At 72.1% G+C, this 22,062-nt stretch carries 18 protein-coding genes and 1 tRNA gene; 7 read left to right on the forward strand and 12 right to left on the reverse strand.

From position 1 onward, the window contains the following. Positions 1–145: 145 nt before the first annotated feature. Together ACZ4TO_RS27790 and ACZ4TO_RS27795 are read left to right on the forward strand one after the other, a co-directional pair. Entirely contained in the window at positions 146–958 is an 813-nt protein-coding gene (locus tag ACZ4TO_RS27790; protein ID WP_382791725.1) for a trans-aconitate 2-methyltransferase, read from the forward strand. Next, positions 958–1,341, forward strand: a complete 384-nt coding sequence (locus tag ACZ4TO_RS27795; protein WP_385044594.1) for a VOC family protein — start codon at positions 958–960, stop codon at positions 1,339–1,341. The genes ACZ4TO_RS27790 and ACZ4TO_RS27795 overlap by 1 nt, the downstream gene beginning before the upstream one ends. Before the next feature lie 84 nt (positions 1,342–1,425). On the opposite strand, the gene ACZ4TO_RS27800 is transcribed toward ACZ4TO_RS27795, so the two are convergent. Beyond that, positions 1,426–2,106: a TetR/AcrR family transcriptional regulator gene (locus ACZ4TO_RS27800; protein ID WP_355761080.1), complete on the reverse strand. Its 681-nt coding sequence runs from the start codon at positions 2,104–2,106 to the stop codon at positions 1,426–1,428. After that, positions 2,103–3,113: an acyl-CoA desaturase gene (locus ACZ4TO_RS27805; RefSeq protein WP_382791731.1), complete on the reverse strand. Its 1,011-nt coding sequence runs from the start codon at positions 3,111–3,113 to the stop codon at positions 2,103–2,105. The genes ACZ4TO_RS27800 and ACZ4TO_RS27805 overlap by 4 nt, the downstream gene beginning before the upstream one ends. A 350-nt stretch (positions 3,114–3,463) precedes the next feature. Here ACZ4TO_RS27805 and ppc point away from each other — a divergent pair, with 350 nt between their 5' ends. Beyond that, positions 3,464–6,196: a phosphoenolpyruvate carboxylase gene (gene ppc / locus ACZ4TO_RS27810; protein ID WP_382791734.1), complete on the forward strand. Its 2,733-nt coding sequence runs from the start codon at positions 3,464–3,466 to the stop codon at positions 6,194–6,196. Positions 6,197–6,385: 189 nt separating this feature from the next. On the opposite strand, the gene ACZ4TO_RS27815 is transcribed toward ppc, so the two are convergent. From ACZ4TO_RS27815 to ACZ4TO_RS27840, 6 genes are all read right to left on the reverse strand, one after another. Continuing rightward, complete coding sequence (locus ACZ4TO_RS27815) at positions 6,386–6,883, reverse strand: hypothetical protein (RefSeq protein ID WP_382791737.1); 498 nt, start codon at positions 6,881–6,883, stop codon at positions 6,386–6,388. Positions 6,884–7,010: 127 nt separating this feature from the next. Continuing rightward, positions 7,011–7,622 (reverse strand): aminoacyl-tRNA hydrolase, encoded by a 612-nt coding sequence (gene pth, locus ACZ4TO_RS27820; RefSeq protein WP_382791739.1) that lies wholly within the window; start codon positions 7,620–7,622, stop codon positions 7,011–7,013. A 73-nt stretch (positions 7,623–7,695) separates the two neighbouring features. Further along, positions 7,696–8,289 (reverse strand): 50S ribosomal protein L25/general stress protein Ctc, encoded by a 594-nt coding sequence (locus ACZ4TO_RS27825; protein ID WP_382791742.1) that lies wholly within the window; start codon positions 8,287–8,289, stop codon positions 7,696–7,698. A 210-nt stretch (positions 8,290–8,499) separates the two neighbouring features. Further along, positions 8,500–9,477: a ribose-phosphate diphosphokinase gene (locus tag ACZ4TO_RS27830; protein WP_385044588.1), complete on the reverse strand. Its 978-nt coding sequence runs from the start codon at positions 9,475–9,477 to the stop codon at positions 8,500–8,502. Positions 9,478–9,608: 131 nt separating this feature from the next. Then, positions 9,609–11,057 (reverse strand): bifunctional UDP-N-acetylglucosamine diphosphorylase/glucosamine-1-phosphate N-acetyltransferase GlmU, encoded by a 1,449-nt coding sequence (gene glmU / locus ACZ4TO_RS27835; RefSeq protein ID WP_468025510.1) that lies wholly within the window; start codon positions 11,055–11,057, stop codon positions 9,609–9,611. 116 nt (positions 11,058–11,173) lie between these two features. Further along, positions 11,174–11,245 (reverse strand) — tRNA-Gln (locus tag ACZ4TO_RS27840). A 327-nt stretch (positions 11,246–11,572) separates the two neighbouring features. On the opposite strand from ACZ4TO_RS27840, the gene ACZ4TO_RS27845 reads away from it, so the two are divergent. Beyond that, positions 11,573–12,886, forward strand: coding sequence for a sensor histidine kinase (locus ACZ4TO_RS27845; RefSeq protein WP_382791750.1), 1,314 nt, complete (start codon positions 11,573–11,575; stop codon positions 12,884–12,886). Positions 12,887–13,305: 419 nt separating this feature from the next. On the opposite strand, the gene ACZ4TO_RS27850 is transcribed toward ACZ4TO_RS27845, so the two are convergent. Together ACZ4TO_RS27850 and ACZ4TO_RS27855 are read right to left on the reverse strand one after the other, a co-directional pair. Beyond that, the gene (locus tag ACZ4TO_RS27850; protein ID WP_382791752.1) at positions 13,306–13,836 is read right to left on the reverse strand and encodes an SUKH-3 domain-containing protein; all 531 of its coding nucleotides are present in this window, start codon (positions 13,834–13,836) and stop codon (positions 13,306–13,308) included. 78 nt (positions 13,837–13,914) lie between these two features. Continuing rightward, on the reverse strand, positions 13,915–14,418 hold the full coding sequence (locus ACZ4TO_RS27855) for a YwqJ-related putative deaminase (RefSeq protein ID WP_382791754.1): 504 nt from the start codon (positions 14,416–14,418) through the stop codon (positions 13,915–13,917). A 229-nt stretch (positions 14,419–14,647) separates the two neighbouring features. On the opposite strand from ACZ4TO_RS27855, the gene ACZ4TO_RS27860 reads away from it, so the two are divergent. The 3 genes from ACZ4TO_RS27860 to ACZ4TO_RS27870 all read left to right on the forward strand — a co-directional run bounded on the left by ACZ4TO_RS27860 (position 14,648) and on the right by ACZ4TO_RS27870 (position 19,516). Then, the gene (locus ACZ4TO_RS27860; protein WP_385044576.1) at positions 14,648–15,634 is read left to right on the forward strand and encodes an SMI1/KNR4 family protein; all 987 of its coding nucleotides are present in this window, start codon (positions 14,648–14,650) and stop codon (positions 15,632–15,634) included. Between the two features lie 7 nt (positions 15,635–15,641). Beyond that, positions 15,642–18,377: an SUKH-4 family immunity protein gene (locus tag ACZ4TO_RS27865; protein ID WP_468025511.1), complete on the forward strand. Its 2,736-nt coding sequence runs from the start codon at positions 15,642–15,644 to the stop codon at positions 18,375–18,377. 251 nt (positions 18,378–18,628) lie between these two features. Continuing rightward, on the forward strand, positions 18,629–19,516 hold the full coding sequence (locus tag ACZ4TO_RS27870) for a cellulose-binding protein (protein ID WP_468025512.1): 888 nt from the start codon (positions 18,629–18,631) through the stop codon (positions 19,514–19,516). A 293-nt stretch (positions 19,517–19,809) separates the two neighbouring features. On the opposite strand, the gene ACZ4TO_RS27875 is transcribed toward ACZ4TO_RS27870, so the two are convergent. Together ACZ4TO_RS27875 and ACZ4TO_RS27880 are read right to left on the reverse strand one after the other, a co-directional pair. Further along, complete coding sequence (locus tag ACZ4TO_RS27875) at positions 19,810–21,444, reverse strand: sodium/solute symporter (protein ID WP_382791765.1); 1,635 nt, start codon at positions 21,442–21,444, stop codon at positions 19,810–19,812. Further along, positions 21,441–21,998 (reverse strand): DUF485 domain-containing protein, encoded by a 558-nt coding sequence (locus ACZ4TO_RS27880; protein WP_382791768.1) that lies wholly within the window; start codon positions 21,996–21,998, stop codon positions 21,441–21,443. The genes ACZ4TO_RS27875 and ACZ4TO_RS27880 overlap by 4 nt, the downstream gene beginning before the upstream one ends. Between the last annotated feature and the right edge of the window lie 64 nt (positions 21,999–22,062).

Genomic DNA, 22,062 nt, shown 5'->3' on the forward strand with positions numbered 1-22,062 from the left:
TTGATGTGGAGCTTCTCGACGGCAAGTCTCTTGACGTCGAGATAGATTTCCTGTGAGGCTGGAGATCCGAACGGTCCGGTCGCCGCGCCCTTCAGCGGCCCGCGCCCCCGCGACCGCGGCGACGTCGACTTCGAGGAGGCCACCCATGGCTGCCACCCCCACCTGGGACCCGGGTCAGTACCTGCGCCACTCCCGTCACCGGGCCCGCCCCTTCGCCGACCTTCTCGCCCAGGTCACCGATCTTCCCCACGAGCCCGCCCGCATCGCCGACCTCGGCTGCGGCCCCGGCAACGTCACCGTCCAGCTTGCCGACCGCTGGCCCACCGCCCGCATCACCGGCTACGACAACTCCGCCGACATGCTGGCCAGGACCGAGGAGCACGCCGGTCCCACCGCCGGCGGCGGACGGCTCGACTTCGCCCACGCCGACCTCACCGACTGGGCACCCGCCGAGACGTACGACCTGATCACCTCCAACGCCGCCCTCCAGTGGGTGCCGGGACACCTGGACTCGCTGCCGGGCTGGCTCGACGCCCTCGCGCCCGGCGGCACCCTCGCCTTCCAGATGCCGCACAACACCGACGCCCCGCTGCACGTCCTCCTGCGCGAACTCGCCACCTCCCCGCGCTGGAAGGGCCTCGTCGGCGACACCCTCCGCCCCGCCGACTCGGTCCACGACCCGCTCGTCTACCTGGACCGGCTGGAGGGCGCCGGCTGCCGGACGGACGTCTGGGAGACCACGTACATGCAACTGCTGACCGGCCCCGACCCCGTGCTCGACTGGGCGAAGGGGACCGCGCTGCGGCCCGTGCTGACCGCCCTCGCGGACGACCCCGAGGCCACGGACGCCTTCCTCGGCGCCTACCGCGACCTGCTGCGCGAGGCCTACCCCGCGCGGCCGTACGGCACGGTCCTGCCGTTCCGCCGGCTGTTCGCCGTGGCCCGGAAGGAGGCGTGATGCTCACCGCGCTCGACCATGTCCAGCTCGCCGCCCCGCCGGGCTCCGAGGACCGGCTGCGCGCGTACTACGTCGACGCCCTCGGCATGACCGAGACGCCCAAGCCGCCCGTCCTCGCCGCCCGCGGGGGCTGCTGGTTCCGGGCGGGGGCCGTCGAGCTGCACCTGGGGATCGAGGCCTCCTTCCGTCCCGCGAAGAAGGCCCACCCCGGGCTGCGGGTCGCCGGCATCGACGCCTGTGCCGCACGGATCGCGGCCGCCGGCTTCCCCGTCACCTGGGACGAGGACCTGCCCGGTCACCGGCGCTTCTTCTCCGAGGACCCCGTCGGCAACCGCCTCGAATTCCTGGAGCCGGACCCGGAGCCGGACGCTGCGCCTGACTAGGCGCCCCGCTGAGCAGGGACCGCTGAGCAGGGACCGCGGAGCAGGAACCGCGAAGGGCCGGGAGCGGGGCTCCCGGCCCGTTTTCTAGGCCTTGCGATGCCCTATCAGCCGGGGCTTCGGCTCCAGACCGTCCAGGCCGTGCCACGCCAGATTCACCAGATGGGCGGCGACCTCCGCCTTGCGCGGCTTGCGGACGTCCAGCCACCACTGGCCCGTCAGCGCGACCATGCCGACCAGGGCCTGGGCGTACAGCGGCGCCAGTTTCGAGTCGAAGCCGCGGCTCTTGAACTCGCGGCCCAGGATGTCCTCCACCTGGGTGGCGATGTCCGAGATCAAGGACGCGAACGAACCCGTCGACTGCGGGATGGGGGAGTCGCGGACCAGGATGCGGAACCCGTCCGTGTACTCCTCGATGTAGTCCAGGAGGGCGAACGCCGCCTGCTCGCACAGCTCACGCGGATGCCCCGCCGTCAGCGAACCGGTCACCATGTCCAGCAGCCGCCGCATCTCGCGGTCCACCACCACCGCGTACAGGCCCTCCTTGCCGCCGAAGTGCTCGTAGACCACCGGCTTGGAGACACCGGCCTTGGCCGCGATCTCCTCCACCGACGTGCCCTCGAAGCCCTTGGCCGCGAACAGGGTGCGGCCGATCTCCAGCAGCTGCTGACGGCGCTCGGCGCCGGTCATGCGGGTGCGCCGCGCGCGCCGCGGCTTCTCGTTGCTGCTCGGGGTGCTGCTGGAGTCGGTCGCCACGCCGTCAATCATGCCGCTTCGGCGGTTTCCGTCTTGCGTCGGGAGCCGTTCCCGTCGTCGCTGCGGCGGGAATCGAGACGCGAGCGTGACGGCCAGCGCACGTCGTAGGCCCATCCGAGCTGTTCGAACCAGCGGATGAACCGCGCCGAGGAGTCGAGCTGGCCGCGGTCCACACCGTGCCGCGCGGACGTCGGGTCGGAGTGGTGGAGGTTGTGCCAGGACTCCCCGCACGAGAGGACCGCCAGCCACCACACGTTGCCCGAACGGTCACGCGACTTGAACGGACGCTTGCCGACCGCGTGACAGATCGAGTTGATCGACCAGGTCACATGGTGCAACAGCGCCACCCGGACGAGTGACCCCCAGAAGAACCCGGTGAACGCGCCCCACCACGACATCGTCACCAGACCGCCGATCAGGGCCGGCAGCGCCAGCGAGAGCAGCGTCCAGAGGATGAACTGACGCGAGATCGCCCGGATCACCGGGTCCCTGACCAGGTCGGGGGCGTACTTCTCCTGCGAGGTCCGCTCCTCGTCGAACATCCATCCGATGTGCGCCCACCACAGGCCCTTCATCAGCGCCGGCACCGTCTCGCCGTAGCGCCACGGCGAGTGCGGGTCGCCCTCCGCGTCGGAGAACTTGTGGTGCTTGCGGTGGTCGGCGACCCAGCGCACGAGCGGGCCCTCGACCGCCATCGACCCCGCGACCGCGATCGCGATCCGCAGGGGACGCTTCGCCTTGAAGGAACCATGGGTGAAATAGCGGTGGTAGCCGATCGTCACACCGTGGCAGCCGAGGTAATAGAAGAAGACCAGCAGGCCGACATCCAGCCAGCTCAGCCCCCATCCCCAGGCCAGCGGAACCGCCGCCAGCAGGGCCAGGAACGGAACGGTGATGAAGAGAAGGAGGGTGATCTGTTCGAGCGACCCCTTCTTCTCGCCGCCGAGGGTCGCGGCGGGCAGCGAGGTGTCGCCGTCCGCCCGCGGGGCGTCGTCGATCACATCGGAACTCGTGGTCATGGGCGTCCCCTGTGGGGTTCGAGGGTGAGGAACGACGGGGAAGGGTGTCCGGGTCCGAACCCAGGGTTCCCCCGTCGTCCGACGGGAATACCTACGGGTCCGTAACCTACGGCGTCGTAAGTATGTCAGCGCGTAGCCCGGCGGCAAGAGCCCGTGAGCCTGCGCGTCCGAGGGGACACCTATCCTTGGTATCGGTCGGACAGCGCGGTCCGTTCTGATTTCTTCCCGGATGCCACCTCCCTAAGCGGCACCCGCCGCGCGCGGTCGTCACCCGGGTTCCCTCCCAGACGAGCTTCGAACGAGATTCCCCACTCTTCAGACGAGCTTCACCACTGCAAGGAGCCGCACCTGTGAGCAGTGCCGACGACCAGACCACGACGACCAGCAGCGAACTGCGCGCCGACATCCGCCGCCTGGGCGACCTCCTCGGCGAGACCCTCGTACGGCAGGAGGGTCCCGAGCTCCTGGAACTGGTCGAGAAGGTCCGCCGCCTGACCCGCGAGGACGGCGAGGCCGCCGCCGAGCTGCTGCGCGGCACCGAGCTGGAGACCGCCGCCAAGCTGGTCCGCGCCTTCTCGACCTACTTCCACCTCGCCAACGTCACCGAGCAGGTGCACCGCGGCCGCGAGCTGCGCGCCAAGCGCGCCGCCGAGGGCAGCCTCCTCGCCCGGACGGCCGACCGGCTCAAGGACGCCGACCCCGAGCACCTGCGCCAGACGGTCAAGAACCTCAACGTCCGCCCGGTGTTCACCGCCCACCCCACGGAGGCGGCCCGGCGCTCGGTCCTCAACAAGCTGCGGCGCATCGCCGCGCTCCTCGAGACCCCGGTCATCGAGGCCGACCGCCGCCGCTACGACACCCGCCTCGCCGAGAACATCGACCTCGTGTGGCAGACCGACGAACTCCGCGTCGTGCGCCCCGAGCCCGCCGACGAGGCCCGCAACGCCATCTACTACCTGGACGAGCTGCACGCCGGCGCCGTCGGCGACGTCCTGGAGGACCTCACCGCCGAACTCGAACGTGTCGGCGTCGCCCTCCCGGACGACACCCGCCCGCTCACCTTCGGCACCTGGATCGGCGGCGACCGCGACGGCAACCCGAACGTCACCCCCGACGTCACCTGGGACGTCCTGATCCTCCAGCACGAGCACGGCATCAACGACGCCCTGGAACTCATCGACGAGCTCCGCGGCTTCCTGTCGAACTCCATCCGCTACACCGGCGCGACCGAGGAACTCCTGGAATCCCTCCAGAGCGACCTGGAGCGCCTGCCGGAGATCAGCCCCCGCTACAAGCGCCTCAACGCCGAAGAGCCCTACCGCCTCAAGGCCACCTGCATCCGGCAGAAGCTGGAGAACACCAAGGACCGCCTGGCCAAGGGCACACCGCACCAGGACGGCCGCGACTACCTCGGCACCGCCGAGCTGCTGCGCGACCTCACCCTCATCCAGACCTCGCTGCGCGAGCACCGCGGCGGCCTGTTCGCCGACGGCCGCATGAACCGCACCATCCGCACGCTCGCCGCGTTCGGTCTCCAGCTCGCCACCATGGACGTACGCGAGCACGCGGACGCCCACCACCACGCCCTCGGCCAGCTCTTCGACCGCCTCGGCGAGGAGTCCTGGCGCTACGTGGACATGCCGCGCGACTACCGCGCCAAGCTCCTCGCCAAGGAACTGCGCTCCCGTCGCCCGCTCGGCCCCACCCCGGCGCCGCTCGACGCGGCCGGACAGAAGACCCTCGGCGTCTTCGAGACCGTCAAGAAGGCCCTGAAGATCTTCGGGCCCGAGGTCATCGAGTCGTACATCATCTCGATGTGCCAGGGCGCCGACGACGTGTTCGCCGCCGCCGTCCTCGCCCGCGAGGCCGGACTGCTCGACCTGCACGCCGGCTGGGCCAAGATCGGCATCGTGCCGCTCCTGGAGACCACCGACGAGCTCAAGGCCGCAGACACCATCCTGGAGGACATGCTCTCCGACCCCTCGTACCGCCGGCTCGTGGCGCTGCGCGGGGACGTCCAGGAGGTCATGCTCGGCTACTCCGACTCCTCGAAGTTCGGCGGCATCACCACCTCGCAGTGGGAGATCCACCGCGCCCAGCGCCGGCTCCGCGACGTCGCCCACCGCTACGGCGTACGCCTGCGCCTCTTCCACGGCCGCGGCGGCACCGTCGGCCGCGGCGGCGGCCCCTCGCACGACGCGATCCTCGCGCAGCCCTGGGGCACCCTGGAGGGCGAGATCAAGGTGACCGAGCAAGGCGAGGTCATCTCCGACAAGTACCTCGTCCCCTCGCTCGCCCGCGAGAACCTGGAACTGACGGTCGCCGCCACCCTCCAGGCGTCCGCCCTGCACACCGCGCCCCGCCAGTCCGACGAGGCGCTGGCCCGCTGGGACGCGGCGATGGACGTCGTCTCGGACGCCGCCCACTCCGCCTACCGCAGGCTCGTCGAGGACCCCGACCTGCCGACGTACTTCCTCGCCTCCACGCCGGTGGACCAGCTCGCCGACCTGCACCTGGGCTCGCGGCCCTCCCGCCGCCCCGGCTCGGGCGTCTCGCTCGACGGACTGCGCGCCATCCCGTGGGTCTTCGGCTGGACCCAGTCCCGGCAGATCGTGCCCGGCTGGTTCGGCGTCGGCTCCGGCCTCAAGGCACTGCGCGAGGCCGGGCTGGACACCGTGCTCGACGAGATGCACGAGCAGTGGCACTTCTTCCGGAACTTCCTCTCGAACGTCGAGATGACCCTCGCGAAGACCGATCTGCGGATCGCCCGCCACTACGTCGACACCCTCGTCCCCGACGAGCTCAAGCACGTGTTCGACGTCATCGAGGCCGAACACGAGCTCACCGTGCGCGAGGTGCTGCGCATCACCGGCGGCGACAAGCTGCTCGACACCAACCCGGTGCTCCAGCAGACCTTCGCCATCCGCGACGCCTACCTGGACCCGATCTCGTACCTCCAGGTCGCGCTCCTCAAGCGCCAGCGCGACGAGGCCGCGGCCGGACAGACGCCGGACCCGCTGCTCTCGCGGGCCCTGCTCCTGACCGTCAACGGTGTGGCGGCGGGTCTGCGCAACACCGGCTGAGCCGGCGCCGCCGGACACCGGCGGACAGACGAGAAGGCGCCCTTCCCGCTCGTACCCGTACGAGGGGGGAGGGCGCCTTCGTGTGTCCGTGGCATGTCCGTGGCACGGGTCCGTGCCGTGCGTCGGTGGCGCGAGCCCGTGCCGTGTGTCGGGGCGCGCGGGTCGTGCCGTGTCCGCGTGCGCGTGCCCTCACACGACCAGGAACGTCGCCGTCAGCAGGGCCATCCCCGTGCCCGCCATCAGCCAGGCCACGCGGGTCAGCCGCAGACCGCCCGCCACCACCACCGAGGCGAGCAGCAGGGCACCCCCGAGCGGGACCCACGCGTAGAGCAGACCGGCCGGGCCGCTGCGGACGACCTCGTCGCTGCCGGGCTTCACCGTGACCGTGTACGTCCGGCCCTTCTCCACCGCCACCGACTCGTCGATGACGACATGGGCCCGCGCCCGCGAACCGGGCGACGCCGGGGTGTACGGACCCGTGCAGACGTCCCCCGAGCACGACCGCACCGCGATCGTGCCCTGCTCCCGGCCCTTGCTCAGCATCACGTGCTGCGCGGTGCCCCAGGAGGCCCACACACCCGCGATCAGGATGAGCCCGGTGACCACGCCCATCGCCGCGAGCTGTCCGAAACGGAGCGCCGCGAACGCGCTCTGACGTGAGGTGACGGCACGCATGGCGGGGATCATTGGCCATGGCCGCGCGCTGGGTCAACCCCGGCAGGGGACAAGTCGGCAGTTGTACGCGTACGTCGACCACAGGTCCCGGCCCTGCGCAGTCCCGCCGCGTCCCCCGGGCCCTCGCGGGCCCCGGCCCTCAGGAGTTGTACGTGCTCTGGGCCCGCTCCAGGCCCTCGATCACCAGACACTCCACCGCGTCCGCCGCCCGGTCGACGAAGTAGTCCAGCTCCTTGCGCTCGGTGGACCCGAAGTCCTTCAGCACGAAGTCCGCCACCTGCATACGGCCCGGCGGACGCCCGATGCCGAACCGCACCCGGTGATAGTCCGCGCCCATCGCCTTCGTCATGGACTTCAGACCGTTGTGGCCGTTGTCGCCGCCGCCCAGCTTCAGCCGCAGCACGCCGTAGTCGATGTCGAGCTCGTCGTGGACCGCCACGATGTTCGCCGTCGGCACCTTGTAGAAGTCCCGCAGCGCGGTCACCGGGCCACCCGACAGGTTCATGTACGACATCGGCTTGGCCAGGATCACCCGGCGGTTCGCCGGACCGGGCGGCCCGATCCGCCCCTCGATCACCTGGGCCTGCGCCTTGCCCGCCCGCTTGAACTTCCCGCCGATCCGCCCGGCCAGCAGGTCGGCCACCATGAAGCCCACGTTGTGCCGGTTCATGGCGTACTCGGGGCCCGGGTTGCCGAGGCCCACGATCAGCCAGGGCGCGTTGGCGTCGGTCGTCACGTCCGTGTCTCCCATGTGTCCTTGATACGCGGCAGCCGCCGCTCCCGAGAAGGAGCGGCGGCTGACACAGATGAAGATTCCGGGGGGATCAGGCCTCGGCGGCCGCGTCGCCCTCGGCCTCGCCCTCGGCGGCCGGCTCCTCGGCCTGCGCCGACAGGACCTGGATGACGACCGCGTCCTCGTCGATCGCCAGCGTGGTGCCCTTGGGGAGCGTGATGTCCTTGGCGTGGATGGAGGCGCCGGCCTCCAGGCCCTCGATGGAGACGGTGACCGACTCCGGGATGTGGGTGGCCTCGGCCTCGACCGTCAGGGTGTTGAGCACGTTCTCGACGAGGAAGCTGCCCGGGGCCAGCTCGCCCTCGGTCTGCACGAAGACCTCGACGGTGACCTTCTCGCCGCGCTTCACGAGGAGCAGGTCGACGTGCTCGAGGAAGCCCTTGATGGCGTCGCGCTGGACGGCCTTCGGGATCGCGAGCTCGGTCTTGCCGTTCAGGTCCAGGGAGAGCAGGACGTTGGGCGTACGCAGGGCGAGCAGCAGGTCGTGGCCCGGCAGCGTGATGTGGACCGGGTCCGTGCCGTGACCGTAGACGACGCCGGGGACCCTGCCCTCGCGGCGGACGCGGCGGGCGGCACCCTTGCCGAACTCGGTGCGGGACTCGGCGGCGAGCTTGACCTCGGACATGTTCACTCCTCGTAGAACTGGGGAAGAAGGTCACCCGGCCAAACCATCGGCCTGCTACGAAGAGCGCGTCGATAACGGACCGCCGCACATGAAAGTGCGGCCTCCCTCGCCGAGCAACTGTGACAGCTTACGGGGCGGGGAGGCCGTACAAGAAATCGATCTAGGCGACCGGCCGGCGACGGGGTCCGTCACCGGCCCGCGGGGTGCGGCCTACTGCTCCTCGAACAGGCTCGTCACCGAACCGTCCTGGAAGACCTCACGCACCGCGTCGGCGATCGTCGGGGCGATCGACAGCACCGTGATCTTGTCGAGCTCCAGCTCACCCGGCGTCGGCAGGGTGTCCGTGAAGATGAACTCGCTGACCTTGGAGTTCTTCAGACGGTCGGCCGCCGGGCCGGAGAGCACGCCGTGCGTGGCCGTCACGATGACGTCCTCCGCGCCGTGCGCGAAGAGCGCGTCGGCGGCGGCGCAGATGGTGCCACCGGTGTCGATCATGTCGTCGACGAGGACGCAGACGCGGCCCTTCACGTCACCGACCACCTCGTGGACGGTGACCTGGTTGGCGACGTCCTTGTCGCGGCGCTTGTGCACGATGGCCAGCGGAGCGTCGAGACGGTCGCACCAGCGGTCGGCGACCCGCACCCGGCCGGCGTCCGGGGAGACGACGGTGAGCTTGGACCTGTCGACCTTGGCGCCCACGTAGTCGGCGAGGATCGGCAGCGCGAACAGGTGGTCCACCGGGCCGTCGAAGAAGCCCTGGATCTGGTCGGTGTGCAGGTCGACCGTGAGGATGCGGTCCGCGCCGGCCGTCTTCATCAGGTCCGCGATCAGACGCGCCGAGATCGGTTCACGTCCACGGTGCTTCTTGTCCTGACGGGCGTAACCGTAGAAGGGCACGATCACGGTGATGCTCCGGGCGGAGGCCCGCTTGAGAGCGTCGATCATGATGAGCTGTTCCATGATCCACTTGTTGATGGGAGCCGTGTGGCTCTGCATCAGGAAGCAGTCGGCGCCGCGCGCGGACTCCTGGTAGCGGATGTAGATCTCGCCGTTGGCGAAGTCGAAGGCCTTCGTCGGGACGACCCCGACACCCAGCTTGTGGGCGACCTCCTCGGCAAGCTCGGGGTGGGCGCGGCCGGAGAAGAACATCATCTTCTTCTCGCCGGTCGTCGTCTTGATCCCGGTCACAGCACTGTCTCCTCAGAGGTCATCTCAGTGGGCGTGAGAGGCCTTCTCAGCTGGGTTGCGAGAGGGCTTCTCAGCAGGGGTGCGGGTGTGCACTTATCACGGTACGCCGTCCCAGACGTGCCGTTTTCCGGTCAGCCTTCGCCTTCCGGTTCCCGGGAGGCGGTCTCCGCGGCCTTCGCGGCGGCGCTTCCGGGACGCTTGCGAGCCACCCAGCCCTCGATATTGCGCTGCTGGCCGCGGGCCACGGCCAGCGAACCGGGCGGTACGTCCTTCGTGATGACGGAGCCCGCCGCGGTGTACGCGCCGTCCCCGACCGTGACAGGAGCCACAAACATGTTGTCCGAACCCGTACGGCAGTGCGAGCCGATCGTGGTGTGGTGCTTCTCCTGCCCGTCGTAGTTCACGAACACGCTGGCGGCACCGATGTTCGAGTACTCGCCGATCGTCGCGTCACCGACGTACGACAGGTGCGGGATCTTCGTCCCCTCGCCGATCGTCGCGTTCTTCGTCTCGACGTACGTGCCGACCTTGGCCTTCAGGCCGATCCGCGTGCCCGGACGCAGATAGGCGAACGGGCCCACCTTCGCCTGCGGGCCCACCTCGGCGGTGTCGGCCACGGTGTTGTCGACGCGGGCGCCGGCACCCACCCGGGTGTCCTTCAGGCGGCAGTTGGGCCCGACCTCGGCGCCCTCGGCGACGTGCGTGGCGCCCTGGAGCTGCGTCCCGGGGTGCACGATCGCGTCCGGCTCGAAGGTGACCGTCACGTCGACCCAGGTCGTCGCGGGGTCGACGACGCTGACGCCGGCCAGCATGGCCCGCGTGAGCAGGCGGTCGTTCAGGATGCGGCGGGCCTCGGCGAGCTGTACGCGGTTGTTGATGCCGGCGATCTCGCGGTGGTCGGCGGCGACGGCCGCGCCCACGCGGTGCCCGGCCTCGCGCAGGATGCCGAGGACGTCCGTCAGGTACTCCTCGCCCTGGCTGTTGTCCGTGCGCACCTTGCCGAGCGCGTCGGCGAGGAGCTGGCCGTCGAAGGCGAAGACGCCCGAGTTGATCTCGCGGATCGCGCGCTGCGAGTCGGTGGCGTCCTTGTGCTCGACGATCGCGGTGACCGCGCCGCTGGCGCCGTCCCGCACGATGCGGCCGTAGCCGGTGGCGTCGGGGACCTCGGCGGTCAGCACCGTGACGGCGTTGCCGTCGGCGCTGTGGGTCGAGGCGAGCGCGAGCAGGGTCTCTCCGCTGAGCAGGGGGGTGTCGCCGCAGACCACGACGACGGTGCCGTCCACGCCGCCGCCGAGCTCTTCGAGGCCCATCCGTACCGCGTGCCCGGTGCCGTTCTGCTCGGCCTGCACCGCCGTCCGGACGTCCGGGTCGATCTCCCCGAGGTGCCCGACGACCTTCTCGCGGGCGTGCCCGACGACGACGACCAGGTTCTCGGGGTCCAACTCACGCGCGGCGGCCAGCACATGACCGACGAGAGAGCGTCCACAGAGGTCGTGGAGAACCTTGGGTGTGGCCGATTTCATACGGGTGCCCTCACCCGCTGCAAGTACGACGACGGCTGCCGGGCGATTGGCGCTCACGGGGTTGCCCTTCGGCTTCGGATGGCGGGGTGTGGACATCCGCAGGATACCGGGGCGAATCAGGAGGGATGTGGGAGAGGGCCTGATGGCACTGTCAGGGGCCGGATCGACCAAGGCTCCCCCGCCAGGACTCGAACCCGGACAGATGGCACCAAAAGCCACAGTGCTGCCAATTACACCACGGGGGAATGAACTCGATCGAACCGGACATTTGGTCGGCTCGTCGAGTCGGCACCCAACACTATGCCGTACCGGATGCCCTCCGTGCGACGGTACAACTCGGTGCTGCCCGTGCGGCAGATGACCGAGTGGTCCCCGAGTCCGTCCGAGGCGTCCGTGGCGGCCCGGTGTTTGCGTTCCTGTGCTTGCAGACCGGGGACGGCCGGGGGCCGGTGGCGCTCGCGCGGTCGGGCGCCGAGGGTGTTCGCGGGGCCGCCGGATCCGGCGGGGTGTGGTGTAGGCCAGTCGGTGAAACTCACCGGAAATGGTTCGGGGTGCAACCGTAGGCTGGAGGCATGACCACGACGGGGGAAGAGCACACCGCGGCCGGGAACGGGCCGTGGTGGTGGGTCGGATGGCGCGGTGCGGTGCTGGACGCGGGGCTCGCTCTGGCGTCCGCGTTCGAGTGCGGGGGCGAGGGGGTCCGCTTCGCGCACGACGCGGGACTGCCCGCTCCGGTGGGGGTCGCGTTCGGGGCGGTGGCCGGGTCCGTACTGCTGGTACGGCGGAAGTGGCCGATCGCGGTCGTGCTGGTGTCCATCGCGATCACGCCCGCCCAGATGGGCTTCCTCATGGGACTCGTCGGGCTCTACACACTCGCCGCCTCCGAGCTGCCGCGCCGCATCACCGCGGCGCTGGCCGGGATGTCCTTCGCCGGCATGCTGATCGTCACGTTCGTCCGCGCGCACCAGAGCGTCGTGGACGGGGACGTGCCGATGGGGAACTGGCTCGTCCCCTTCGCCTCCATCACGACGGCCATCGGGATGACCGCGCCGCCCGTGCTGCTCGGGCTGTACATGGGGGCCAGGCGCCGGCTCATGGAGAGCCTGCGCGAGCGGGCGGACTCGCTGGAGCGGGAGCTGCAGCTTCTCGCGGAGCGGGCGGAGGAGCGGGCGGAGTGGGCGCGCAACGAGGAGCGGACCCGGATCGCGCGGGAGATGCACGACGTCGTCGCGCACCGGGTCTCGCTGATGGTCGTGCACGCGGCGGCGCTTCAGGCCGTCGCGCGGAAGGATCCCGAGAAGGCCGTGAAGAACGCCGCGCTGGTGGGGGACATGGGGCGGCAGGCGCTGACCGAGCTGAGGGAGATGCTGGGTGTGCTCCGCACGGGGGACGGGGTGCCGGCGCGCGTGCCGTCGGTGCCGCTGGCGGCTGTGGGGGCCGCGGCGGCCGCCGCCGCCTCGCGGGCGGCCGGTGACTCCGCCGGGGGCGGTGAGGGGCCGAGTCTGGCCGAGATCGATGAGCTGATCGGGCAGTCGGCGGCGGCCGGGATGGTCGTGGCCCTGTCGGTCGAGGGGGACATGCGGGCGTACGCCCGCGAGATCGAGCAGACCGCCTACCGGGTGGTGCAGGAGGCGTTGACGAACGTCCACAAGCACGCGGCGGGGGCCAAGACGTATGTCCGGCTGGCGCATCGGGTGTCCGAGATCGCGATGCAGGTCGAGAACGAGTGTCCGCCGGAGGTGGGGGCGGGGTCGTCCGTGGGGTTGCCCAGTGGGGGGAACGGGCTGCTGGGGATGAAGGAGCGGGTGGCCGCGCTCGGGGGTGTGTTCGTGTCGGGGCCGACGGATGCGGGTGGGTTCCGGGTGTCGGCGGTCATCCCCGCGTAGCCCTCCGGGCGGTCGCCGGGTGCCGTTTCCGTCCGCCGGGCGCGGGTTCCGTCCGGTGGGTGGGTCGGGGCCGTGCCGGTGCATCAGCCCGTCGCCGTTGGGTGAGGAGTGACCGTCGGTGGCGACCGACGGCCATTGATGTACCGGCACGGCCCCGACGGCGCGCGGCCGACTGCGGGTGCGTGATCCAGGCGGTTCCCACCCCGGCCCGCCGAAGCTTCCCCGCTCGGTCGGCCGAAGCTTTCAGCTCCGGCCGGCGAAATTTTCAGCCCCTCCGGCGTTTGAGGAGCGGGGTCTGGGGCGGAGCCCCAGGTAGGGGACGGGTCGGGGCGGAGGGGGCGGGAAACGTCTGTCCCGTGACTGGGCCGGAGGCGGTGCAGGCGCCCCGGGCCCGGGGGAGGGGCGGAGCCCGGGAGGGGTCAGGTCGTGGTCAGGCGGGGTGGGGCCGTGCCGGTGAGGAGGGTGGTCAGGGCCGCGTCGATGTGGGGGCCCAGGTACCAGTCGCCGGTGTGGTCGAGGGTGTAGACACGGCCCTCGGCGTCGATGGCGAGCAGCGCGTGGGAGTCGGGTTCCTCGCCCAGCGGGCACACCTCGGTGTCGAGCGCGCGCCCGAGATCGCCGAGGGTGCGGGCCATGTGCAGCCCGTGCAGGGGATCGAGATGCAGCAGGGCGGGGGCGACCTGACGCCCGGGCCCCGTGGCGCCGACCCGCAGCCCCCCGAACTCCGCCCACGCCTCGACCGCCGCCGGGAACACGGAGTGCCGGTGCCCGGCCGGAGACGCGTGTCCGCGCAGCTCGTCGGCCCAGTACTCGGCCTGCTTTATGTCCCAGCGTCCAGGCTGCCATCCCGCCGCGCGCAGCACGGCGTCCACGGGTTCGGGGAAACGGGTGGAGGGTGTCCCCTGCCCGGGAGGGGAGAAGAGGCTGGAGGAGGAGCGTTCGGAGTGCATCTGCCCTTCGTTCGTCGAGGGATGGGACATCGGCGTCGCGGGACGCCGTCATGCGTACGTGTGCGGGGGAGGGGGAGTTCAGGCGTCCGGTGCGGCCGGGTCGACGACGCGTACGCCGAAGTGGCCGCTGAGCGCCGTGCAGGAGCGGCAGGGCGGGGCGAAGCTGCCGTGCAGCGGGTCGCCGTCCTCGCGGATGCGGCGCGCGGTGAGCTTGGCTCCCTTGAGGGCTTTGCGGGCCTCACCGTTGGTCATCGGCTTGCGGCCCGCGCGCTTGCTGCGTTCGGCGTCGGCGGAGGCGATCTGCCGCGAGATCAGGATGGCCTCGGCGCAGCGGCCGGTGAAGCGGTCGCGCTGCGCGTTCGTGAGGGTGTCGAGGAAGTCCTGGACCAGCGGGTGAAGGGCGGGTGGCTGGTCGCCGCGGGCGGCCGTGCCGGTGAGGGTGGCGCCGCGGACGGAGAGGGCGGCGGCGACGGTGGGGAGTATGCCGTCGCGGCGGTACAGCAGGGCGGGGGCGTGCAGCGCTTCGGCGCTGCTCCAGCCGACCCGGGGGTCCCCGGACGTGCCCGTATGCGTGGCGTTCATGATCGTCTTTCCCTCCCGTGCATCCCCCGGTGCGGAGACAGACTGCCAAATGCCATGGCGGGAGCGGTAGCTGGGGCGCCGCGACACGCCAGGGCTTCGGCATACGGTCACGGCGGGGTGACGGCTGGTCACGGAACCGGAGGCCCGGTGACCGGTGTCGTACAACCGAATAGGCTGTCGACATCCGCGCTCCATCCAGCTACTGAAGACGCCGCAGGGGGCAACCGCCATGACGACAGGTCGGCTCGGGCAACAAGCCGCGCCGCCGAACGCGGCCTACGCCGGGCAAGTCGTGAACTTCCCGGATCCGGTCCGGGCAGCGCGCCACCCCAGAGGTGTGCGGATCGACGAGCGCGGCTATCCCGACTTCTCGCTCTACGCGCGTGCCGCGGCGGAGATCGCGGAGCCTCCGGAGGGCTTCGGCGTCGACGAGTTGAGGCTCACGGACTACGTCTCCGCGAACGCCGCGCTCGCCGCGTCCGGGCACGAGCTGTGGGACACGATTCCCGCGGTGGCGACTCCGCACGGCTGGACGTGGCACCACGTGGCGGGCACCCGGCGGCTCGAGTTGGTGCCGGTCGAGGTGAAGGCGCTGCTACGGCACCACGGCGGTGTCGCGACCGCGGCCGTCGACCATTCCAAGCGGGGGACGCGGCCGTTGCAGGAGACGCGGCCCGCGCACTTCGGGCTGCCGAAGTCGTCGGTCGCGGTGTCCGAGCAGCAGGTGCAGGCGGTCGAGGAGGACCTCGGTTACCGGCTGCCCGGCGCCTACCGGTCGTTCCTGAAGGCCGCGGGCGGATGCGCGCCGGTCGGCGCCGCGCTCGACGCGGAGCTCGGACTCCTGGTGGACCAGCCGCTGTTCACCGTGCGCGACGAGGCCGCGGTCAACGACCTGGTGTACGTCAACAAGTGTCTGCGCGACCATCTGACCAAGGACTACCTGGGTGTCGGGTTCGTGCAGGGCGGTCTGCTGGCCGTGAAGGTGAAGGGCGACCGGATCGGTTCGGTCTGGTTCTGCGCGTTCGACGACGCCCGTGACACGGACGCGTGGCCGGCGGCCGAGCGGGTGGAGCGGCTTCTGCTGCCGTGCGGTGACGACTTCGACCAGTTCCTGTCGCGGCTCGCCGGCAATCCGCCGGAGTTGGAGACGGTGGCGAATCTGATGGTGGACGGCGGCTTCGCGTACGCCGTGCCCGTCTCTTCGGTGGGGGAGTGAGGTTGCGATGGTGACCTTCGCGCAGGCGCAGGAGCGCGCGGAAGAGTGGATCAACGGGGATGTGCCCGGATACCAGCACCGCGAGGTGCGGGTGCGCGAGTTCGAACTCGGTTTCGTCGTCTGGGCGGAGGACCGCGCCGAGGGACCGCGTTCCGACGGCGGCGGGCAGCGGCTCGTCATCGCCCGGGACAGCGGGGAGGCCACGCTGTGGCCCGCGCTGCCGGTCGGTGAGGTCATCCGCCGGTACGAGGAGGAGTACGGGGGGCCGGCCGGGGCGCCCGAACCGGCGCCGGCGCCCGCGGCCCGGGTCGATCTGAACCAGACGTCGTTCCTGCTGAGCCCTCCGGAGTGGCTGCAGGAGGCCGCGGACAGGATGGGGATCCCGGACCGGCGTGCCGGGTCGGGATCGTCCGGCTCCGACGGGGCCGGGTCGCGTCCCGCCGCCGCGGCGGGCGGTTCCGCGAACGGGGCCGCCGCGGCCGGGATCTCGCCTTCCGGTGCGCCGGGGGACTCCGGGGAGCACGCGGCCGCGGCCGCGCCGGGCGTGCACGCCGTTTCCCCGCCGACCACGCCGGGTGTGCCCGCGCCGGCCGCCGCCTCTCCCGCTCCGGTTCCCGGCGGTGCCACGCCGTGGCCGGACGCCCCGACCGACGACGAGGTCCCGGACCGGCAGGACATGAGGCCGCCGGTTCCCGCCGACGCGACCCCGTGGGCGGGGACGGACACGAACGCCGATCCCGGCGACGACCGTTCCGTACCGCTGCCCGCGACCGTGTTCGCGCCGCCGCTGACGGACGCCGACGACGCGCACACTCCGCCGCCGGTGGCCGCGCACGATCAGACCGCCCTCATGTCCGGGGGCAGCCAGCTCCCGCGCACGACGCTGTCGCCCGTCGCCGGAGGCCCCAACCCGCCCGTGCCGTCCGGTGGTTCTTCGGGTCACGGGGTGCCGGACGCCTCGGCCTACGGTTATCCGCAGGGCCCCGGGGCGGGACCGGGCACTCCGCCGCCCGGCGCTCCGTCTGCCCCCGGTACGCCGCCGCCCGCCGTGCCGTCGCGGCCGCTGCCGCCGAACGCGGGGGACATCGCCGACGCCGCGACCAGCAAGGCACAGCCGCCCCGGGCGGCGCGCGGTGGGTCCGCGGGCACGCCGCATCCGCCGAGCGCCCCGGGTGTGCCCGGAGCGCGGCCGGGCGGTACGCCTCCGCCGCCGCCCGGACCGGGCGCGCCCGCGGGCGGCTACGTGCCGACCCAGCTCGTCTCCCAGCTCGGGCCTGACGGGCCCGAGGCGCCTCCCGGCGCGCCCACGCCTGCCGGTGCCACGCCGCCTCCGGGCGGTGTCCACCACGCGGCGACGATGCTGGCGGGGCCCGCGGTGGGCGGCCCCGGTGCGCCGCAGCCGCCGGGTGCCCCCGGTGCCCCGGGCGCGCCCTGGCAGCAGGCCGCTCCCGGTGTGCCGGCCCCGCCGGGTGCCACGCCTCCTCCGGGCGGTGCGCACCACGCCGCGACGATGCTGGCCGGGCCCCCGGTGGGCGGGCCCGGTGCGCCGCAGCCGCCGGGTGCGCCCGGCGCTCCCGGGGGCTCGCCCCCCGGTGAGGTGCACCACGCGGCGACGATGTTCGCCCCTCCGTCCGGTGGCCCCGGTGCGCCGCAGCCCCCGCAGGGGCCCGGCATGGCGCCGGGCGTCCCTCAGCCGCTGCCGGGACAGCCTCTGCCCGGGCAGCCGATGGGGGGACAGCAGCCCGCGTACGGCTATCCGCAGACGGGGCAGCCGACCGTCGGACCCGGCTATCAGGCCGTGCTGCGCTACCGGGCGCAGGACGGGTCCGAGCAGCAGCTCATCCGGCGGTCCGCGCCGGGCATGCCGCACCCGGAGTGGCAGATCCTGCACGAGCTGCGCGCGATGAACGTGCCGCCGCAGCAAGTGCTGGAGCTGCACACGGAGTTGGAGTCCTGTGAGCTGCCGGGCGCCTACTGCGCGCGGATGATCAGGGAGACCTTCCCGCAGGCCCGGATCACGAGCATCGCGCCGTACGGCACCGATCACGCGAGCCGGCAGCAGGGCATGCACCAACTTCTCGCGCACCACAGCGAGTTGCACCAGGTCGCGGACGGTCCGGCGCGTCCGGCGCCGGTGCGGGCGCCGATCCCGCCGGTGCAGCCCGTGCCGCCGGTCCCGCCGGAGGCGATCGGGCAGGAGCTGGCGGCGGCGTTCGGGCCGGGGGTCTTCCGGTTCGACCACGCGGCCGTGTCGCGGCAGGGTGTTCCGCCGATCGTGGCGCACACCCTCGTCGTGGCGGGGCTGCCGGTCGACATGGGCCCGTTCTTCTGGGCGCAGGCGCAGCCGGGCCGTCCGGTGCCCACGCTCGCCGAACTGGCGCAGGAGCGCGGGGTGGCGGCGTCCCAGGACGCGGGCTCGTACCTCGTCATGGGCAGCGACTTCGGCAAGGCGATCTGTGTCCAGTACGGCACGGCGAACATCGTCGCGGTGCCGGTGGAGGCCGGTCCCGGGGGTGCTCCGGTGCCGCCGCAGTTCGTGAACACCGGTCTGCCCGAGTTCGCGCGCTGTCTGGCGCTGCTCGGCCGGATGTGGCGGCTGCGGTTCGGTCTCAACCAGGAGCAGGCGGGCCGCTGGACGGTCGACTTCCAGGCCCAGCTCGCCTCGCTCGACCCGGCGGCCCTGGCCTCGCCGGAGAGCTGGTGGTCGGTCCTGCTGGAGGAGATGTGGGACGGGCTGCTCTAGGAGCGGCCTCCCGCGGGACCGCGGGACGGACACGACGACGGCGGTAAGGATGAGGCGCTCGGCCCGGGTCACGGGCCGGGCGCCTCGTTCGTTCGTCCGTGACGCCGTCGCCGACCTCGAATGACATGCCTGTGCCCCGTCTTCGGCCGATCGGGCGGGCGGAGTGTCGCGTTATGAACACTTCCGCGTGATCCATCAAGATGTGCGCGAAATCGTCTTTTCGTGTGGGTCGGGCGGAGAGGGGTCCAAGGATGAGCAGCACACGGGTGTCGCCGCACGGCTTCGTGGCCGTACGGGGGCGTGGCTACCGTCCCGAACAGGTCGACGCGTACGCCGTGGCGCTCTCCCGGGACCGGGACGCGGCCTGGGAGCGGGCCGCCCGGCTCACCGTGCTGGCCAAGGACATGGAGGCCGAGACGGAACGGCTGCGGGAGGCCGTGACCCGGCTCGCCCCGCAGACGTACGAGGAACTCGGCGAGCGCGCGCGGCGGATCTTCGAGCTCGGCGAGGAGGAGGCCGAGACCCTGCGGGAGGAGGCCCGGCGGGAGGCTCGTGCGGAGGCCGAGGTGGCCGAGGCGGTGGCCTGCGACGTACGGGAGGCGGCGCGGGCGTACGCCGACGAGGTGCGCGGCGAGGCCGAGGAGTGGGCCCTCGCGCGGCTGGTCGACGCGCGTGCCGAGGCCGACGAGGTACGGGTCTCCGCGCGGCGCGCGATCAAGGAGGACCGGGGCGAGGTGCTCACCGCGCTGCGCGAGGTGCGGCGGCGGGCGGAGGTCTTGGTCGCCGCGCAGGAGGCGGAGCACGCGGCCCGGCGGGCGGAGTTCGAGCGGGCCGCCGGTGAGCGCGAGGCCGAGGCCGAGGCGGGGCTGCTCGACCGCGAGGCGCGCGCCGGGGAGACGCTCGCCCGGGCCGAGCGGGCGCTGGCGGAGGCGAAGGAGTGGGACCGGCACCGGCAGGAGGACGCGGGGGCGCGGGCCGCGGAGCTGGTCGCCGAGGCGCGGGTCAGTGAGGAGCGGATCGCCCGGGAGACGGATCGGGTGTTGCGGGAGCACGGGGAGCGGTGGGATCACGTGCGGGCGCACATGGATCATGTGCGGAGCAGTCTCACTTCTCTCACCGGGCGGGCGCCGGCGGAGTAGGTGACACCAGGTTTCTCTCCCCCGCTCCGCGGGGGTTCCGGGCCGCTCCGCGGCCCCTGGCTTCCACCGCTCCGCGGTGTTGCTTCGCCGCTCCGCGGCGCCTTTCCCACCCGCCCACCCGTCTCGGCCCGTTTCCCCCGGGGCGTCGTCTCGGCCCGTTTCCCCCGGGGCGTCGTCTCGGCCCGTTTCCGCCGGGGCGCCGTCTCGGTCCGTTTCCGCCGGGTCCTCGTCCCGGCCTGTTCCGCCGGGTCCTCGTCCCGGCCAGTTCCGCCGGGTCCTCGTCTTGGGCGGGCCTATCTTCCTCTTCGTATCGCCCCCGCCAGGATCCAGCCCTCCACCGCCTCGTACTGCTTGCGTTGTTCTCCCGCCTTGCGGCGGCCCGAGGCCACCGTTCCGAGCCAGCCGTAGGCGAAGCCCAGCGGGATCGACACGATGCCGGTCGTGGTGAACGGGAACCAGTTGAAGTCGGCGTCCGGGAACGCGGCGGTGGGGGAGCCCGAGACGAGGTTGGTGCCGGGCATGAGGACCAGGACGGTGAGGGTGCCGCCGATGAGGGTGGCGAGGAGGCCGGCGCGGGTGTAGCGGCGCCAGAAGAGCCCGTAGACCAGCGCGGGCGCGATCGCTGAGGCGCCGAGGCAGAAGGACAGGGTGACCAGGGGCTGAAGGCTGTGATGCTGGACGAGGGTGGCGAGCAGGATGGCCGGTGCCCCCACCGCCAGCGCGGAGATGCGGGCGAGGAGCATCTCGCGGCGCGGGGAGAGTTCGTCGTCGCGGCGGCGGCCCCGGAAGAGCCGGCTGTGCGCGAAGACGTCGTGGGCGAGGGAGTTGGCGCAGGCCAGGATCATCCCGGCGACGGACGCGAGCAGCGTGAGGAAGATCGCTGTCGTCACGGTGGTGAACAGCAGGGTCTCGGCGGCGGAGACCGAGGTGCCGAAGGCGGCCTGGGAGCCCAGCAGGTAGGCGGTGTTGCCCTGCGGGTCGGCCGTCGCGATCGCTTCACGGCCGATCAGGGCCGTGGCGCCGAAGCCGACGACGCTGACGATGAGGACGAACAGGGCCACGCACGGCACCGCCCAGGACAGTGACCTGCGGACCTGGCGGGCGCTGTCCGCGGTGTACATGCGCATGGTGATGTGGGGGAGGCAGGCACCGCCGAGGACGACCGTCAGCTCCGAGGTGATCATGTCCAGGCGGGGGCTGGCGCCGCCCGCGAACTGGAGCCCGGAGCGGAGGTAGGCGTCGCCCACACCGCTGTGGCCGGCCGCGGCGGCCAGCAGGGTGCCGGGGTTCCAGTCGAAGCGCTGGAGGACGAGGACGGCGATCACGGTGCCCGAGCCGAGCAGCATCACGATCTTCAGGATCTGGATGAGGGCGGTGCCCTTCATGCCGCCGATCGCCGCGTAGCTGATCATCAGCGCGCCGAGGCCGATGACGCAGCCGGTCTTCAGGGAGTCGGCGGAGAAGCCGAGGATGAACGCCAGCAGGTCGCCCGCGCCCGCGAGTTGGACCAGCATGAGGGGCAGCAGGGCCACGATGGTCACCGCGCAGGCCGTGTTGCGGACGGCGCGGCCGGGCATGCGGCGCGCGAGGGCGTCGCCCATGGTGAACCGGCCCGCGTTGCGCAGTGGTTCGGCCAGCAGGAACATCAGCAGCATCAGGGACAGGGCCGTGCTCAGGGCGAGGACCACGCCGTCGTAGCCGGCCAGCGCGATGACGCCGCTCGTGCCGAGCACGCTCGCGGCGGATATGTAGTCCCCGGCGATGGCGAGGCCGTTGCGCATCGGGGAGAGCGATCCGTAGCCGGTGTAGAACTCGTCCAGGTCGTCGCGGTCCGGGCCGGTCATCACGCACAGCAGCAGGGTGACCGTGGCGACGGCCGTGAACGCCACGAGCGACATGGTCTGGGCGGAGGTGGTGAATCCCGTCATCGTGCGGCCTCCCGCTTGGCGTCCAGTTCGCTCTGTCTGCGGATCCGGTCCGCGATGGGGTCGAGGCGCCGGCGCGCGGAGTGTTCGTACAGCGCGATGGCCAGGCAGGTGACGGGGACCTGGAGCAGGCCGAGCAGCAGGCCCGTCGACAGGCCGCCGGAGACCGTGCTCGTCATCAGGGACGGTGCGAAGGCGGACAGGACGAGGAACAGGGTGAAGTAGCCGAGGGCGGTGAGGGTCGCGACACGGCGCTGGCGGCGGTAGGCGCCGCGCAGGACGCGGATGTCGCTGTGCTGTCCGAGCGGGCGGTGGCGGGGCCTGCGCGGTTGCGGGGGCTCGGGCGGGCGGGGCCGGGGCTGCCAGGGGTAGGTCAGCCGGGTGGGGTCGGGGGTCGGCTCGGGCGGCGGGAAACCGGGGTGCAGGGGGTCGTCCGCGTAGGGCTCGTACGGCTGGTACAGGGGGGCTCGGGGGGACGGGGGCGGTGAGTAGGGGCGTTGGTGCGGTTGTTGCCGGCGTGGCCTTGGGTGCTCGGGGGACGAGAACGCGTCGGGCATCCCGGTTCTCCTTGCGTGGCTCGGGTCCGGGGCGGGACCGCAGGGAGCGGGGGGTGAGCAGCGC

This window comes from Streptomyces sp. NPDC028298 (assembly GCF_055565895.1).